Source organism: Streptomyces sp. NPDC002463, assembly GCF_042889835.1.
Lineage (GTDB): Bacteria > Actinomycetota > Actinomycetes > Streptomycetales > Streptomycetaceae > Streptomyces > Streptomyces nymphaeiformis.
Genome location: NZ_JBIARL010000011.1, coordinates 62334 through 77015, shown reverse-complemented (window position 1 = coordinate 77015; position 14682 = coordinate 62334). Strand labels below are relative to the sequence as shown.

Genomic DNA, 14682 nt, shown 5'->3' with positions numbered 1-14682 from the left:
GTCAGGACCCAGGCTGAACGGCGTACCGACAGAGAAAGGGCGGACGGCCGATGGGCTACTCCGTGGGACAGGTGGCCGGCTTCGCCGGGGTCACGGTGCGCACCCTGCACCACTACGACGCGATCGGGCTGCTCTCACCGGGCGGCCGCAGCACGGCGGGCCACCGCCGCTACGACGACGCGGACCTCGACCGGCTCCAGCAGATCCTGTTCTACCGGGAGCTCGGCTTCCCCCTCGAAGAGGTCGCCGTCCTCCTCGACGACCCGCACGCCGACCCGCAGGAACACCTGCGGCGCCAGCACACGCTGCTGACCGCGCGGATCGGCGAGCTCCGGAGGATGGCGGCGGCCGTCGAGCACGCCATGGAGGCGAAGAAGATGGGCATCAACCTCACACCCGAGGAGAAGTTCGAGGTCTTCGGGGACAAGGACCCCGAACGGTACGCGGAGGAGTCCGCCCGCCGCTGGGGCGGCTCCCACTCCCACCGGCAGGCCCAGGAGCGGGCCGCCGGGTACTCCAAGGAGGACTGGCAGCGGATGAAGGACGAGGTCGACGCCTGGGGCGCCGCCTACGCCGCCCTGATGGACGAGGGCCGCGACCCGCGGTCCGAGGAGGCGATGGACCTCGCCGAGGCCCACCGCCGCCACCTCACCACCTGGTTCTTCGCATGCCACCCGAGGACCCACGTGGAGCTCACGGAGATGTACGTCGCCGACGAGAACTTCCACGCGTTCTACGAGTCGATCCACCCCGGCCTCCCCGAACACCTCCGGGAGTCCGTCCGGGCGAACGCCGAACGGCAGACGGCCTGAGCTCAGGCGCGCGGCGCGATCACCACCGCCGTGCCGTACGCGCACACCTCCGTGCCCACGTCAGCCGCCTCCGTCACATCGAAGCGGAACATGAGCACGGCGTTCGCGCCGCGCGCCTTCGCCTGCTCCACCAGGCGCTCCATCGCCTGGTTGCGGGTCTGCACCAGGGTCTTCGTCAGGCCCTTCAGCTCACCGCCGATCATCGACTTCAGGCCCGCGCCGATCTGGCTGCCCAGATGGCGGGAGCGGACCGTGAGACCGAAGACCTCACCGATCACCTGCCGGACCTCGAAGCCCGGCACGTCGTTCGTCGTCACGACCAGCACCTCGGGGTGCGGCCCCTGGCCGCCCCCGTACTCGTCGATGCCCATCGGCATGCACCTCCTGACCCCCAAGCCTCGGGCCCGCGGCCGGGGTCCGCATCCCGTGAGGGCCGGGGGAACCGGGTGCTTCCGGCCCACGTTGATAGCTTGGGGCCGCTGTCCCCCACGCCGTGGGGCAGTCGTCCCCAAGCCCCCACCGACCGCAGGAGCCCGGAAGCCCGTGAACACGCTTGCCCTCGGACCGAGCTGGCTGGACCCGGACCATCTGATCCAGACCTTTGGTCTGATCGGTGTCCTCGTCATCGTCTTCGCCGAGTCCGGACTCCTCATCGGGTTCTTCCTGCCCGGCGACTCGCTGCTCTTCACCACCGGCCTGCTCGTCACCACGAACAAGCTGGACACGCCGCTGTGGATGGTGTGCACCCTGGTCGTGGCCGCCGCCGTCCTCGGCGACCAGGTCGGCTACCTCTTCGGCCGCAAGGTCGGCCCGTCCCTCTTCAAGCGCCCCGACTCCAAGCTGTTCAAGCAGGAGAACGTCGAGAAGGCGCACGCCTTCTTCGAGAAGCACGGCCCCAAGTCGCTGATCCTGGCCCGCTTCGTCCCCATCGTCCGCACGTTCACGCCGATCATCGCCGGCGTGAGCCGGATGAACTACCGCTCGTTCATCATCTTCAACTTCATCGGCGGCCTGCTGTGGGGCGCGGGCGTGACCCTGCTCGGCGCCTCCCTCGGCAACGTCGACTTCGTCCACAAGCACATCGAGCTGATCCTCGTCGGGATCGTCCTGATCTCCGTGATCCCGGTCGCGATCGAGTTCCTCCGCGCACGCTCCCACGCGAAGAAGAACCCGTCGCACAGCGACCACGACGCCCCCGGCACCCCGAACCCGCCGGGCGGCTCCCGCGGCCGCCACGCCAAGCGGTAGACCGTACGGCTAGAAACCCCGGGTGCGCTTCGCCGCGCGCCGCGCCGCCGCCGCGCCCGGGGCCTGCATGAACAGCCGGGCCAGCTCGCTCCCCAGGTTCACGCCGATCGCGATCGCCAGAGCGAGCGCCGCCGCCTTCGCCAGCGACGCGAAGCCCTGGTCCAGGTTGTGCTGCGCGATCGCGAGCACCCCGAAGTACGTCGCCGAACCGGGCAGCAGCGGCCCGATCGCCGCCGTCACGTACGGCAGCGACGAGGTGTGGTGATAGCGGGCGATCAGCTGCCCGAAGAGGCCCACCAGACCGGCCGCCACCGCCGTCGCCATCACCGCGGAGCCCCCGGCGGTCACCGCGATCGACGCGTAGACCACCCACGCCACTCCGCCGTTCAGCGTCGCGAACAGCACCGTCGACCGCGACTGCTGCAGCAGGATCGCGAAGGTCGCGCACAGCACCATCGACGCCAGGATCTGGACCACCGGCCGCTCCACCGGCCGCAGCGCCCCCTCCGGGTTCAGCTGCGCGTCGAACTGCACCGCGAGGTACAGCACCGACAGCACGCCCACCACGATCGCGACGAAGAGGTACGCCACCTCCAGGAGCCGCGCCGAGGCCGTGATGTAGAAACCGGTCAGACCGTCCTGCACGGCCGCGACGAGGGCCCGCCCCGGGATCAGCGCGAACAGGCCACCGGTGATCACCGCCGAAGGACGCAGGTCCGCGTGCAGCAGCGTCAGGAGCACCCCCATCGCCGCCGGCGGCATCGCCGCCACCAGGAACTGGTAGAACTCCGGCATCCCCCGCCCCGCGAACAGCCACGCCAGCCGGTCGCCGAGCACCGCGCCGAGCGCCGCCACGAAGAAGACCGTCGGACCGCCGCCGAGCAGCACCGAGGCCGCACCGGCCAGGACGCCCGCCGCCGCCGTCAGGACCCAGCCCGGATACGGATGCCGGTTCCGCCGGATCTCCGCGAGCCGCCGGTACGCCTCCTCCGGCGTCACCTCGTGCGCCTGCGCGTTGATGTCCGAAAGCAGCTGGTACACGGCCGCCAGCCGCGTGTAGTCCGTACCCCGGCGCCGCACCGTCCGGTTCGCCGTGATCGGATCGTCCACCAGCGACGGCTGATACGTGACGGACAGCAGGGTGAACGTGACCGTCGGCTCCACCCGGTCGAGCCCGTACGAACGGCAGATCGCGAACATCGCCGCCTCGACGTCCTCCGCACCCTCCCCGCCCGCGAGCAGCAGCTCACCGATGCGCAGCGTCAGGTCGAGCACACGCGGCACCGAAGGCCCCGACTCGTCCTCCTTGCGCGGCGCCTCCGGCACCGGCCGCTCACCCACCGGCAGCCGCAGCATCGTCCGCATCCGGTCCTGCCACGGCGCGTCCTGCGGAAGCCGCACCAGCGGCACCCCGTACGCCGGCGTGAACGCCGGCGGAGAACTCTTCGCCGAGTACGTCGCCGGCGGAGCGAACGCCGAACCCTCCGGCTCCTGCGGCGGCTCCGGCGCCAGACCCGACGGAAGGGCGAACTCGGAGGTCGGATGCTCCTCCTCCGGCGGCGCGGGCTGCTCCACCCCGGCCGGCGGCACGAACGCGCTCCGCGCCTCGTCCGACTGCGGCTTCCGGTCCTCAGGAACGCCGTCCTCCGGCTCCGCCACCACGCTCTCCGCCTCATCCCCGGGGAATCCTGGATTCCAGTATGAAGGTCCGACGGATGCGCGAAAGGCGGTGCACCCCAAGAGGTGCACCGCCTTCAGACGCTCACGAGAACAGAGGGCTCAGTGGCCGCCCTGCTCCTTGAAGCGCGCGTACGACTTCTGGATCTCTTCCTCGGCCTCGGCGCGACCGACCCAGTCGGCACCCTCGACCGACTTGCCCGGCTCCAGGTCCTTGTAGACCTCGAAGAAGTGCTGGATCTCGAGGCGGTCGAACTCGGCCACGTGGTGGATGTCCCGCAGGTGCTCCATGCGCGGGTCCGTCGCCGGCACGCACAGCAGCTTGTCGTCGCCGCCGGCCTCGTCCGTCATGCGGAACATGCCGATGGCGCGGCACTTGATGAGGCAACCCGGGAAGGTCGGCTCGTCGAGGATGACGAGCGCGTCCAGCGGGTCGCCGTCCTCGCCGAGGGTGTTCTCGACATAGCCGTAGTCGGTCGGGTAGGCCGTCGACGTGAAGAGGCGACGGTCCAGACGGATGCGGCCGGTCTCGTGGTCGACCTCGTACTTGTTCCGCGATCCCTTGGGGATCTCGATGAGAACGTCGAACTCCACGGGTGGCTCCTCCTGAATCAACACAAGTGAATGCTCGCGACGACGCGCGGTGATTAAGTGTCCCTCACGCACGTGTGTGATCGCGAAAGGGGCTGGTCGGCAATGCCGGAGCCGAGAACGTGGCAGTTCACGGCGGGCTCCGCCGCCCTCGGTCTCGCCCTGGCCGCCGCCGCGGTGACCGCGGCAGGACCATGGGACGGTGGCCAGCGTACGGCCGAGCGGGCCCGCGCCGCCGCCCATACGGCAGGTGGCACGCATCACGCCCCCTCCGCCGCGCCCGCACCACCCCGCCGTCCCGCCCCCGCCCCCAGCGCCCCCGGCGTCCTCACCGCCCTGCACGCCCCCGCCGCCGGGCGCGCCGCCGACCTCGCCGCCGTCCTCGTGCCGCTCCTCGCCGACCCCGGCCTCGGCCCGCTCCGCACCGCCTCCGTCGTCGACACCGCCACCGGCAAGCAGCTGTACGGCGAAGGCGCCGGCACACCCATGACCCCGGCCTCCACCGTCAAGATCGCCACCGCCGCCGCCGCGCTCTCCGCCCTCGGCCCCGACCACCGCATCCCCACCACCGTCACCGCCACCCCCGACGGCACGAGCGTCACCCTCACCGGCGGCGGCGACCCCACCCTCGACCCGGCCCGCCTGAAGGCCCTCGCCGCCGACACCGCCCGCGCCCTCAGGACCCGCGGCCACACCTCCGTACGCCTCGCCTACGACACGAGCCTCTACCGCGGCCCCGCACTCCACCCGATCGGCCCCAACGAGAACCTCGCCCCCGTCGTCGCCCTCATGACCCGCGAAGGGCGCCTCGACGACAGCCCGAGCGGCCCCGCCCCCCGCACCGCCGACCCCGCCGGCGACACCGCCACCGCCTTCGCCGACCTCCTCACCCGGGCCGGCATCAAGATCACCGGAACGCCCGTCCCCGGCCCCACCCCCAGGACCGCCCCCCTCGCCCGTACCGAATCCGCCCCCCTCGCCGACCTCGTCGAGCACACCCTCACCCACAGCGACAACGACCTCGCCGAAGCCCTCGCCCGCCAGACCGCCCTCGCCCGCAGACAGCCCGCGAGCTTCCAGGGCGCCCAGAAGGCCGTACGCGACGAACTCGCCCGACTCGGCCTCCCCGTCGCCGGAGCCCGCTTCGCCGACGGCAGCGGACTCGACCGCCGCGACCGCGTCTCCGCCGCCCTCCTCACCGGACTCCTCACCCACGCCGCCGACCCCACCCACCCCGACCTGCGGCCCCTCCTCACCGGACTGCCCGTCGGCGGCTTCACCGGCACCCTCGCCGGCCGCTTCGACACCGGCCCCGCCACCGCAGGCGCCGGACTCGTCCGCGCCAAGACCGGCACCCTCACCGGCGTCAACACACTCGCCGGAACCGTCGTCACCCCCGACGGACGCCTCCTCGCCTTCGCGTTCCTCGCCGGCCGCACCCCCTCCCCGTACGAGGCACAGCCCGCCCTCGACCGCCTCTCCGCCGCCCTCGCCGGCCGGAAGTGACCCCACACACCCCCCATCGAACCCTCACCGAACAGGCCCCGAGCCCGTACGGTTGACGCATGACGAGCATCGGTGGCGCAGGCACATCCGGGATGGTCGACTGGAACCTCGCGGTCGCGACCGCGACCCGCCTCGTGCGGCCCGGACCCGAAGTCAGCCGCGACGAGGCCCGCGAGGTCGTCGCCGAACTCCGCAGACACGCCAAGGCCTCCGAGGAACACGTCCGCGCCTACACCCGGATGATCCCCGAAGGCGCCGAACCGCACGACACACCCGTCCTCGTCGTCGACCGCGCCGGCTGGATCAAGGCCAACGTCGCCGGCTTCCGCGAACTCCTCACCCCGCTCCTCGGCAAGATGCAGGAACGCCGCACCACCACCCCCGGCAACGCCCTCCTCGGCACCGTCGGCGGCAAGGTCACCGGCGTCGAACTCGGCATGCTGCTGTCCTTCCTCGCCTCCCGCATCCTCGGCCAGTACGAGACCTTCGCCCCCGCCACCCGCGACCTCCCCGCCGGAGCCGACGGCGGCGGACGCCTCCTCCTCGTCGCCCCCAACATCGTCCACGTCGAACGCGAACTCGACGTCACCCCGCACGACTTCCGGCTCTGGGTCTGCCTCCACGAAGAGACCCACCGCACCCAGTTCACCGCCGTCCCCTGGCTCCGCGACCACCTCCAGGGCGAGATCCAGTCGTTCCTCGCCGCCACCGACGTCGACCCCGGCACCGTCGTCGAACGCCTCCGCGACGCCGCCCAGACCCTCGCCGGCGGCCGCCCCGAAGGAGAGGAGGGCGAACCCTCCCCCTCCCTCGTCGAACTCGTCCAGACCCCCGAACAACGCGAGATCCTCGGCCGCCTCACCGCCGTCATGTCCCTCCTCGAAGGCCACGCCGACTACGTCATGGACGGCGTCGGACCCCAGGTCGTCCCCTCCGTCGCCGAGATCCGCGAGAAGTTCCAGGCCCGCCGCGCCCGCGGCGCCTCCCGCCTCGACCTCGCCCTGCGCCGGCTCCTCGGCCTCGACGCCAAACTCCGCCAGTACCGCGACGGCGAACGCTTCGTCCGCGCCGTCGTCGACCAGGTCGGCATGGACGGCTTCAACCGCGTCTGGACCTCCCCCAACACCCTCCCCACCAAGACCGAGATCGCCGCACCCGCCGACTGGATCGCGAGGGTGCACCGTAAGGCAGACTCCTGAGGCGGATGCGGCACACGACACAGGAACACGTCGGAACACCCCACCAATCACCCATCCGAGGGACCCTGGGCATGGGGTGAGGCGTGCAATGCTCGGGTAACGGCCGGGTTTCTGTCACCATCGACGCACTCTGAGTGACCGAACCCCCCTTTCCGACCGTTAAGACACCGACCGAGGCACCCCACCCCCATCACGAAGGGCACCGGACATGGGTCCCCATCCTGCGGTCGCGGCGATACGCCTGGCGGTCCGCCGCGTACTCCACGACGTCATCACCGACGACACGACCGGAACCGAGCCGCTCGTACTCGTCGCCTGCTCCGGAGGCGCCGACTCCATGGCGCTCGCCTCCGCCCTCGCCTTCGAGGCCCGCAAACTCCCCGTACGCGCCGGCGGCATCACCGTCGACCACGGCCTCCAGGACGGCTCCGACACCCGGGCCGCCGAGGTCGCCGGACGCATGACCGCCCTCGGCCTCACCCCCGCCGAGGCCGTCGCCGTCACCGTCGGCCGCGAAGGAGGACCCGAGGCCGCCGCACGCGACGCCCGGTACACCGCCCTCGACGCCGCCGCGGCCCGCCACGGCGCCACCGCGATCCTCCTCGGCCACACCCGCGACGACCAGGCCGAGACCGTCCTCCTCGGCCTCGCCCGCGGCTCCGGCATCCGCTCCCTCTCCGGCATGGCCGCCGTCTCCGGCACCTCCGGCCGCTACCGGCGCCCCTTCCTCCAGCTCGACCGCCAGACCGTCCGCAAGGCCTGCATCGCCCAGGAACTCGCCGTCTGGGACGACCCCCACAACAGCGACCCCGCCTACACCCGCTCCCGGCTCCGCCACGAAGGCCTCCCCGCCCTCGAGAAGGCCCTCGGCAAGGGCGTCGTCGAAGCCCTCGCCCGAACGGCCCAACTCTCCCGCGACGACGCCGACGCCCTCGACACCTGGGCCGCCGACGCCGAGACCGCCGTACGCGACGAGGCGGGCACCCTCGAATGCGCCAAACTCTTCGGCCTGCCCCCCGCCGTACGCCGCCGCGTCCTGCGCCGCGCCGTCATCGCCGAGGGCGCCCCCGCCGGCTCCCTCTTCGCCCGCCACATCGAAGAAGTCGACCGGCTCATCACCGGATGGCGCGGCCAGGGAGCCATCAACCTGCCCGGCCGCGTCGAAGCCCGCCGCCAGGGTGGCAGACTGGTCATCCGGCAAGGCTGACGCACGCTGCAACGAAAGTGACCCGGGTGAACGAGAAGGACATGGGCACCGACCTCCAGTCGGTGCTCATCACCAAGGAAGAGATCGACGCCAAGCTGGCAGAGCTGGCCGCGAAGATCGACGCGGAATACGCGGGCAAGGACCTGCTCATCGTCGGCGTCCTCAAGGGCGCCGTGATGGTGATGGCGGATCTGGCTCGCGCCCTTTCCACCCCCGTCACCATGGACTGGATGGCCGTCTCCTCCTACGGAGCGGGCACCCAGTCCTCCGGCGTCGTGCGGATCCTCAAGGACCTCGACACCGACATCAAGGGCAAGCACGTCCTGATCGTCGAGGACATCATCGACTCCGGCCTGACCCTGTCCTGGCTGCTGTCGAACCTCGGCTCGCGCGAGCCCGCCTCCCTCGAGGTGGTGACCCTCCTGCGCAAGCCGGAGGCCGCGAAGGTCGCCATCGACGTCAAGTGGATCGGCTTCGACATCCCCAACGAGTTCGTCGTCGGCTACGGCCTCGACTACGCCGAGAAGTACCGGAACCTTCCGTTCGTCGGCACGCTCGCCCCGCACGTCTACGGCGGCTGATGCCCCCGCCTCACGGGGAACCCGCACCGCCTTCCCTCCGTTGAACCACGGGAAGGCGGTCGCGGGCGACGATGCTGAGGTACCGTCCGAAGAACAGCTTTTTCACACAGCAGCTCTCACAGCAGCATTTACCTACGGGCAGGAGGGACGGGGCGTCATCGCTCCGTATGGATGGACGTGAAGCGATACTTCCGTGGGCCGGTCATGTGGATCGTGCTGGCCGTCCTCGCCGTGGTCGTGCTGATGCAGGTCGTCGGCTCGTCCGAGGGCTACAAGACGGTGGACACCGGCCAGGTCGTCCAGGCGATCGACAAGAACCAGGTCAAGCAGGCAAAACTCACCACCGGTGATGAGCAGCTCATCAAGATCGACCTCATCGACGGTCAGAAGATCAACAAGTCCGACAAGCTCCAGGCCAGCTACATCGGCACCCAGGGCGCGGACCTCGCGGACAAGCTCCAGGAGAAGTTCGAGGCCGGACAGATCGAGAAGGGCTACACCGTCTCCCCGACGAAGCAGTCGCCCTTCGTCTCGATCCTGCTCTCGCTCCTCCCCTTCGTCCTCATCGTGGTCGTCTTCCTCTTCCTGATGAACCAGATGCAGGGCGGCGGCTCCCGCGTCATGCAGTTCGGCAAGTCCAAGGCCAAGCTCATCACCAAGGACACGCCGAAGACCACGTTCGCCGACGTCGCCGGCTCGGACGAGGCCGTCGAGGAACTCCACGAGATCAAGGAATTCCTCCAGGAGCCCGCGAAGTTCCAGGCCGTCGGCGCCAAGATCCCCAAGGGCGTCCTGCTCTACGGCCCGCCCGGAACCGGCAAGACGCTCCTCGCGCGCGCCGTCGCCGGCGAGGCCGGAGTCCCGTTCTACTCGATCTCCGGCTCCGACTTCGTCGAGATGTTCGTCGGCGTCGGCGCCAGCCGCGTCCGCGACCTCTTCGAGCAGGCCAAGGCCAACGCACCGGCCATCGTCTTCGTCGACGAGATCGACGCCGTCGGACGCCACCGCGGCGCCGGCCTCGGCGGCGGCCACGACGAGCGCGAGCAGACCCTCAACCAGCTGCTCGTCGAGATGGACGGCTTCGACGTCAAGGGCGGCGTCATCCTCATCGCCGCCACCAACCGCCCCGACATCCTCGACCCGGCCCTCCTGCGCCCCGGCCGCTTCGACCGGCAGATCGCCGTCGACCGCCCGGACATGCAGGGCCGCCTGGAGATCCTCAAGGTCCACCAGAAGGGCAAGCCGGTCGCCCCCGACGTCGACCTCGGCGCCGTCGCCCGCCGCACCCCGGGCTTCACCGGCGCGGACCTCTCCAACGTCCTCAACGAGGCGGCGCTCCTCACCGCCCGAGGCGACCAGAAGCTGATCGACAACAAGGCTCTGGACGAGGCGATCGACCGCGTGGTCGCGGGCCCGCAGAAGCGGACCCGGATCATGTCGGACAAGGAGAAGAAGATCACCGCCTACCACGAGGGCGGCCACGCCCTCGTCGCGGCGGCCTCGCCGAACTCCGACCCCGTCCACAAGATCACCATCCTGTCCCGCGGCCGCGCCCTGGGCTACACGATGGTCCTGCCGGACGAGGACAAGTACTCGACCACCCGCAACGAGATGCTCGACCAGCTCGCCTACATGCTGGGCGGCCGTGCGGCCGAGGAGCTCGTCTTCCACGACCCGACCACGGGCGCCGCGAACGACATCGAGAAGGCCACCGCCACGGCCCGCGCGATGGTCACCCAGTACGGCATGACCGAGCGGCTCGGCGCCATCAAGTTCGGCGGCGACAACACCGAGCCCTTCCTCGGCCGCGAGATGGCGCACCAGCGCGACTACTCGGAAGAGGTCGCGGCGCTGGTCGACGAAGAGGTCAAGAAGCTCATCGAGACCGCGCACAACGAGGCCTGGGAGATCCTCGTCGAGAACCGCGACGTCCTCGACAACCTGGTCCTCGCCCTCCTGGAGAAGGAGACGCTGGGCAAGGAGGAGATCGCCGAGATCTTCGCCCCCATCGTCAAGCGCCCGGCCCGCCCGGCCTGGACCGGCTCGGCCCGCCGCACCCCCTCCACCCGCCCGCCGGTCCTCTCCCCCAAGGAGCTGGCCCTGACGAACACCGCCAACGGCACGGCGACCCCGGCGGTCGACACCACCAAGGGCATCGACATCGCCCCGGTCGACACCCCCGAGGACTGACCGTCCCGGCACCCCGGAATGGATGCCGCGCCCCCACAGGTTCTAGCCTGTGGGGGCGCGGCATTTCGCGCACCGAGTACAGACGGAACGAGGCAGAGATGACCGACCCGGTGACGCTGGACGGTGAGGGCAAGATCGGCGAGTTCGACGAGAAGCGCGCCGAGAACGCCGTACGGGAGCTCCTCATCGCGGTCGGCGAGGACCCGGACCGCGAGGGCCTCCGCGAGACGCCGGCGCGGGTGGCGCGGGCGTACAAGGAGCTTTTCGCGGGGCTGTGGCAGAAGCCCGAGGACGTTCTGACGACCACGTTCGACCTGGGACACGACGAGATGGTCCTGGTGAAAGATATCGAACTGACGTCCCAGTGTGAGCATCATTTGCTCCCATTTCATGGCGTAGCCCACATTGGTTACATTCCTGCCGAAACGGGCAAAATTACGGGACTGTCGAAGCTGGCCCGTCTGGTAGACGTCTTCGCCCGGCGTCCGCAGGTGCAGGAGCGCCTCACCACCCAGATCGCCGACTCGCTGATGAGGATCCTCGACGCGCGCGGCGCGATTGTGGTCATCGAGGCCGAACACATGTGCATGGCGCTGCGCGGAGTCCGCAAGCCGGGCGCGAAGACGACGACCTCGGCGGTGCGTGGTCAACTTCGTGACGCCACTACACGTGCTGAGGCCATGTCCCTGATATTGGCCCGCTAGTAGCGGACTGTCCACCTTGCTCCATACCGCCCCCTTGATCAGCGGAATCGATCGCTGATCAAGGGGGCGGTATGGGGTACGGGCCGACCAGCAAGCTGCTGGTCAACCTGGTGGACGGCTGCGCGCAGGCCAAGAACGTGGTGCCGGGCAGCGCGATGTGGACGCTGGACGGCGACCGGACGGTGCGGACCACGGTCGTGGACGTGGCGGCGGTGAAGGGGCGGCAGGCCGTCGATGTGGTCACGGACCACATGACCTTCACTGCCGGCCCGGATCTGCTGCTGCTCACCCCGGACGGGTGGACGCGCGCGGCGGACGCGGCGGGGAAGACGGTTGCCTGGACGCATGCGAAGAAGCTGTGCCGGGAGCGACTGACGATCCGGCCGGGGTACGAGTTCGGCTACTTCGTGGGCGCCACGTGCGCTGACGGGACGGTCTACAAGAACTACGTGTCATTGATCGTCAATGACGAGGGCTTCACTTCGCGGTATGCGGCCGCTCTGACGGCCTGCACGGGGTTGTCCGCGAAGGTGGAGTCGGTAACACGCCCATCCGGGTACCTGAAGCGTGATGTCTCGGGCTTCCGCGTCCGAGTGGTCTCCTCGTACCTCTCGGACGCGATACGCCATTACGTAGGCGGGGACCCGCATCACATGCGGCAGCGCTTCCCGCGAGTGGTGCTGCGTGACATCGACACCTTCCGTGGGTTCCTCGACGGCTATACCGACGGTGACGGCTGCCGGGTGACTTGGGGGAAGTACGAGGGCCGAGTGGTGGCCAGCGCCAATGTGCCGTTCTCGACGGAATGGGCACCGATCATCGGAGCGCGCTTCACTCCCTAGGCCGTACAGGGCCGGGCGTCGCGTCTCTACATCGCCGACCGCTGGCAGACCCGAGGCACCTTCACCGCCGAGCACCACCCCCTGAACCCACCCGAGTCCTCCTGGGTCCAGGTCCACGACGTCCGCCCCCGCCCCGCCCTCGGCACCAAACCCTTCACCTTCTACAGCTACCGCCTCGCCCCGCACCCCACCTTCCTGGTGAACGGGCACCTCGCGCGCGAGGTCTGGTAAGAGGCGGGTTCGGTTCAGGGGCAGGGCCCCCACGGCGAGCATCGGCGCGTAGATCACGGCGGCCGCCACAAGCCTGCGGCGCCACGCGAAGCCGTGGTGGGCGGGGGACGGGGCCCGAGGGGCGGCGGCCTGCGGGGCGCGTGGCGGCGTGGTGGGCTGCCCTGGGCTCGGCGGTGGGTGATGTTTCCCGCGACGGCGCCGATGAGGGAGCCGCCGTAGGAGATCGAGCCGAGGGTCGTTCCGTCGCGTAGATGGGGGGACAGGCCGGAGAAGAGGGCCATCGTCGCCATGGTGAGCCCGACCGCGAATGCGTCGTCGTTCTCGTCGCCGACGGCGGCGTTCAGGAGACGGGGGCGTGGCCCTTGTCGTTGTCGTCGTCCTCCGGGAGCTTGCAGACGCGTTCCAGGAAGAGGGCGGCGGCGATGACGGCGATGCCCGCCGCGACCGAGAAGGCCGCGTAGAGGGCCTGGTCGCGGCGGGCGGGGATGTCGAGGGAGCCGAGGAGGAAGACGCCCGTGCCGCCGTACATGCCGGCGACGAGGGCGGCGACGAGGGCGCTCGCCTGGCCGAAGACCACCGCGCGGGCCGCCATGAGGGGTTCGACGCCCTTGGCGCCGGGGCGGCGTTCGCGCTGGGCCTTGAGGCGGGCGCGGATCGACAGGGCGGTCGCGGTGAGGACGACGGCGATGACGGCGAGGACGATCGGCGCGGCGAGCGGCACGCTGGGGAGGGTGCCGACCGAGTCCCAGAGCCGGGCGGCGCCCCAGGAGAGGACGCCGGCGACGAGGAACAGTCCGGTGAGTACCTTCAGCCGCAGTTGTTTCACCGGGTGTCCTTCGTGTGGTCGTCGGGCGGTCTCCCCGAGCGTAACGACTACTCGGGGAGACGGAGTTCCAGGTCGGCTCGGGGGGTGACGCCTTCGTCGCCGAGGGAGGCGAGGAGGTCGGCGACCGGGCCGTGGCCGGGGAGCTGGGCGTCGGGGTCGACGTCGTGCCAGGGGGCGAGGACGAAGGCGCGCTGGTGGGCGCGGGGGTGCGGGAGGGTGAGGACGGGGTCGTCGGAGACGAGGTCCGCGTAGGCCACGATGTCGACGTCGATGGTGCGGGCGCCCCAGCGTTCCTCGCGGACGCGGTGGAAGGCCTCCTCGACGGCGTGGGCGCGCTCCAGGAGGGAGGAGGGCGGCAGGGTGGTCCGTACGAGGGTGACGGCGTTGAGGTAGGAGGGCTGGGTGCCCGGTTCGACGCCCCAGGGGGCCGTCTCGTAGACGGGGGAGACGGCCTTGACCCGGAGGCCGGGCGTGTCGCCGAGGGCGTCGATGGCTCCCTGGAGGTTCTCCAGGCGGTTGCCGAGGTTGGCGCCGAGGGCGAGGACGGCCCAGCGGGGGTTGGAGAGGGTGGTGTCGGCGGCGTCGACGGTCTCGACGACGGAGGCCGGTACGGGCTGGACGGTGGGGTCGCTCTGCGTCGGCTTCATCGTCGGCTCCGGGTGATCGTGATGGTCACGTCGTCGAAGGGCACGGTGATGGGCGCGTCCGGCTTGTGGACGACGACCTCCACTTCTTGTACCCCGGCGTGGCTGAGGCATTGCTGGGCGATGCGCTCGGCGAGGGTTTCGATGAGGTCGACGGGCTCGCCCTGGACGACGTCGACGACCTCTTCGGCGACGATTCCGTAGTGGACGGTCTTCGTCAGGTCGTCCTCGGCGGCCGCCGGGCGGGTGTCCAGGCCGAGGACCAGGTCCACGATGAAGGTCTGGCCCTCCTCGCGCTCCTTGGGGAAGACGCCGTGGTGGCCTCGGGCCTTGAGGCCGCGCAGCGCGACACGATCCACGCGAATCACTCCTGCTGTCGTAGTTCGGGTGGCCACGCAGCCGGGTGCGGACGGCCGGGTGTCCA

Annotated in this window: 15 protein-coding genes; 9 read left to right on the top strand and 6 right to left on the bottom strand. The window is 70.5% G+C overall.

The window, feature by feature from the left end; all coding sequences use genetic code 11:
- Positions 1–50: 50 nt before the first annotated feature.
- On the top strand, positions 51–812 hold the full coding sequence (locus ACFYX3_RS22680; RefSeq protein ID WP_382661565.1) for a MerR family transcriptional regulator: 762 nt from the start codon (positions 51–53) through the stop codon (positions 810–812).
- 2 nt (positions 813–814) lie between these two features.
- On the opposite strand, the gene ACFYX3_RS22675 is transcribed toward ACFYX3_RS22680, so the two are convergent.
- Positions 815–1183: a YbjQ family protein gene (locus tag ACFYX3_RS22675; protein WP_116160302.1), complete on the bottom strand. Its 369-nt coding sequence runs from the start codon at positions 1181–1183 to the stop codon at positions 815–817.
- Positions 1184–1355: 172 nt separating this feature from the next.
- Here ACFYX3_RS22675 and ACFYX3_RS22670 point away from each other — a divergent pair, with 172 nt between their 5' ends.
- Positions 1356–2060: a DedA family protein gene (locus ACFYX3_RS22670; protein WP_382661564.1), complete on the top strand. Its 705-nt coding sequence runs from the start codon at positions 1356–1358 to the stop codon at positions 2058–2060.
- Positions 2061–2069: 9 nt separating this feature from the next.
- On the opposite strand, the gene ACFYX3_RS22665 is transcribed toward ACFYX3_RS22670, so the two are convergent.
- Complete coding sequence (locus tag ACFYX3_RS22665) at positions 2070–3722, bottom strand: threonine/serine exporter family protein (protein ID WP_389016130.1); 1653 nt, start codon at positions 3720–3722, stop codon at positions 2070–2072.
- A 117-nt stretch (positions 3723–3839) separates the two neighbouring features.
- Positions 3840–4331: an inorganic diphosphatase gene (locus ACFYX3_RS22660; RefSeq protein ID WP_362661041.1), complete on the bottom strand. Its 492-nt coding sequence runs from the start codon at positions 4329–4331 to the stop codon at positions 3840–3842.
- Between the two features lie 102 nt (positions 4332–4433).
- Between ACFYX3_RS22660 and dacB the strand changes: the two genes are divergently transcribed.
- The 7 genes from dacB (at position 4434) to ACFYX3_RS22625 (ending at position 12557) form a co-directional block, all read left to right on the top strand.
- Positions 4434–5834: a D-alanyl-D-alanine carboxypeptidase/D-alanyl-D-alanine-endopeptidase gene (gene dacB, locus ACFYX3_RS22655; RefSeq protein ID WP_389016125.1), complete on the top strand. Its 1401-nt coding sequence runs from the start codon at positions 4434–4436 to the stop codon at positions 5832–5834.
- Positions 5835–5893: 59 nt separating this feature from the next.
- Positions 5894–7033: a zinc-dependent metalloprotease gene (locus ACFYX3_RS22650; protein ID WP_382661562.1), complete on the top strand. Its 1140-nt coding sequence runs from the start codon at positions 5894–5896 to the stop codon at positions 7031–7033.
- Positions 7034–7241: 208 nt separating this feature from the next.
- Complete coding sequence (gene tilS, locus ACFYX3_RS22645) at positions 7242–8240, top strand: tRNA lysidine(34) synthetase TilS (RefSeq protein WP_116160308.1); 999 nt, start codon at positions 7242–7244, stop codon at positions 8238–8240.
- Between the two features lie 41 nt (positions 8241–8281).
- Complete coding sequence (gene hpt, locus ACFYX3_RS22640; RefSeq protein ID WP_116165458.1) at positions 8282–8821, top strand: hypoxanthine phosphoribosyltransferase; 540 nt, start codon at positions 8282–8284, stop codon at positions 8819–8821.
- 171 nt (positions 8822–8992) lie between these two features.
- Positions 8993–11011 (top strand): ATP-dependent zinc metalloprotease FtsH, encoded by a 2019-nt coding sequence (gene ftsH / locus ACFYX3_RS22635; protein WP_389016120.1) that lies wholly within the window; start codon positions 8993–8995, stop codon positions 11009–11011.
- Between the two features lie 98 nt (positions 11012–11109).
- On the top strand, positions 11110–11715 hold the full coding sequence (folE, locus tag ACFYX3_RS22630; RefSeq protein ID WP_389016117.1) for a GTP cyclohydrolase I FolE: 606 nt from the start codon (positions 11110–11112) through the stop codon (positions 11713–11715).
- Between the two features lie 71 nt (positions 11716–11786).
- Entirely contained in the window at positions 11787–12557 is a 771-nt protein-coding gene (locus ACFYX3_RS22625; protein WP_389016114.1) for a hypothetical protein, read from the top strand.
- A 571-nt stretch (positions 12558–13128) separates the two neighbouring features.
- Here the strand turns inward: ACFYX3_RS22625 and ACFYX3_RS22620 are convergent.
- From ACFYX3_RS22620 to folB, 3 genes are read right to left on the bottom strand one after another with little or no spacing between them, the layout of a single operon-like run.
- Entirely contained in the window at positions 13129–13614 is a 486-nt protein-coding gene (locus ACFYX3_RS22620) for a DUF3180 domain-containing protein (RefSeq protein WP_389016111.1), read from the bottom strand.
- 47 nt (positions 13615–13661) lie between these two features.
- Positions 13662–14261: a 2-amino-4-hydroxy-6-hydroxymethyldihydropteridine diphosphokinase gene (gene folK, locus ACFYX3_RS22615; RefSeq protein WP_389016108.1), complete on the bottom strand. Its 600-nt coding sequence runs from the start codon at positions 14259–14261 to the stop codon at positions 13662–13664.
- Positions 14258–14617 (bottom strand): dihydroneopterin aldolase, encoded by a 360-nt coding sequence (folB, locus tag ACFYX3_RS22610; protein ID WP_116160313.1) that lies wholly within the window; start codon positions 14615–14617, stop codon positions 14258–14260. Before folB ends, folK begins: the two co-directional genes overlap by 4 nt.
- Between the last annotated feature and the right edge of the window lie 65 nt (positions 14618–14682).

What these genes read in the sequence shown, in the direction of transcription:
- ACFYX3_RS22675 (WP_116160302.1), bottom strand. Translation starts at nt 1,183, where the DNA reads ATGGGCATCGACGAGTACGGGGGCGGCCAGGGGCCGCACCCCGAGGTG.
- ACFYX3_RS22650 (WP_382661562.1), top strand. Translation starts at nt 5,894, where the DNA reads ATGACGAGCATCGGTGGCGCAGGCACATCCGGGATGGTCGACTGGAAC.
- ACFYX3_RS22625 (WP_389016114.1), top strand. Translation starts at nt 11,787, where the DNA reads ATGGGGTACGGGCCGACCAGCAAGCTGCTGGTCAACCTGGTGGACGGC.
- dacB (WP_389016125.1), top strand. Translation starts at nt 4,434, where the DNA reads ATGCCGGAGCCGAGAACGTGGCAGTTCACGGCGGGCTCCGCCGCCCTC.
- folE (WP_389016117.1), top strand. Translation starts at nt 11,110, where the DNA reads ATGACCGACCCGGTGACGCTGGACGGTGAGGGCAAGATCGGCGAGTTC.
- hpt (WP_116165458.1), top strand. Translation starts at nt 8,282, where the DNA reads ATGGGCACCGACCTCCAGTCGGTGCTCATCACCAAGGAAGAGATCGAC.
- ftsH (WP_389016120.1), top strand. Translation starts at nt 8,993, where the DNA reads ATGGACGTGAAGCGATACTTCCGTGGGCCGGTCATGTGGATCGTGCTG.
- folK (WP_389016108.1), bottom strand. Translation starts at nt 14,261, where the DNA reads ATGAAGCCGACGCAGAGCGACCCCACCGTCCAGCCCGTACCGGCCTCC.
- ACFYX3_RS22680 (WP_382661565.1), top strand. Translation starts at nt 51, where the DNA reads ATGGGCTACTCCGTGGGACAGGTGGCCGGCTTCGCCGGGGTCACGGTG.
- tilS (WP_116160308.1), top strand. Translation starts at nt 7,242, where the DNA reads ATGGGTCCCCATCCTGCGGTCGCGGCGATACGCCTGGCGGTCCGCCGC.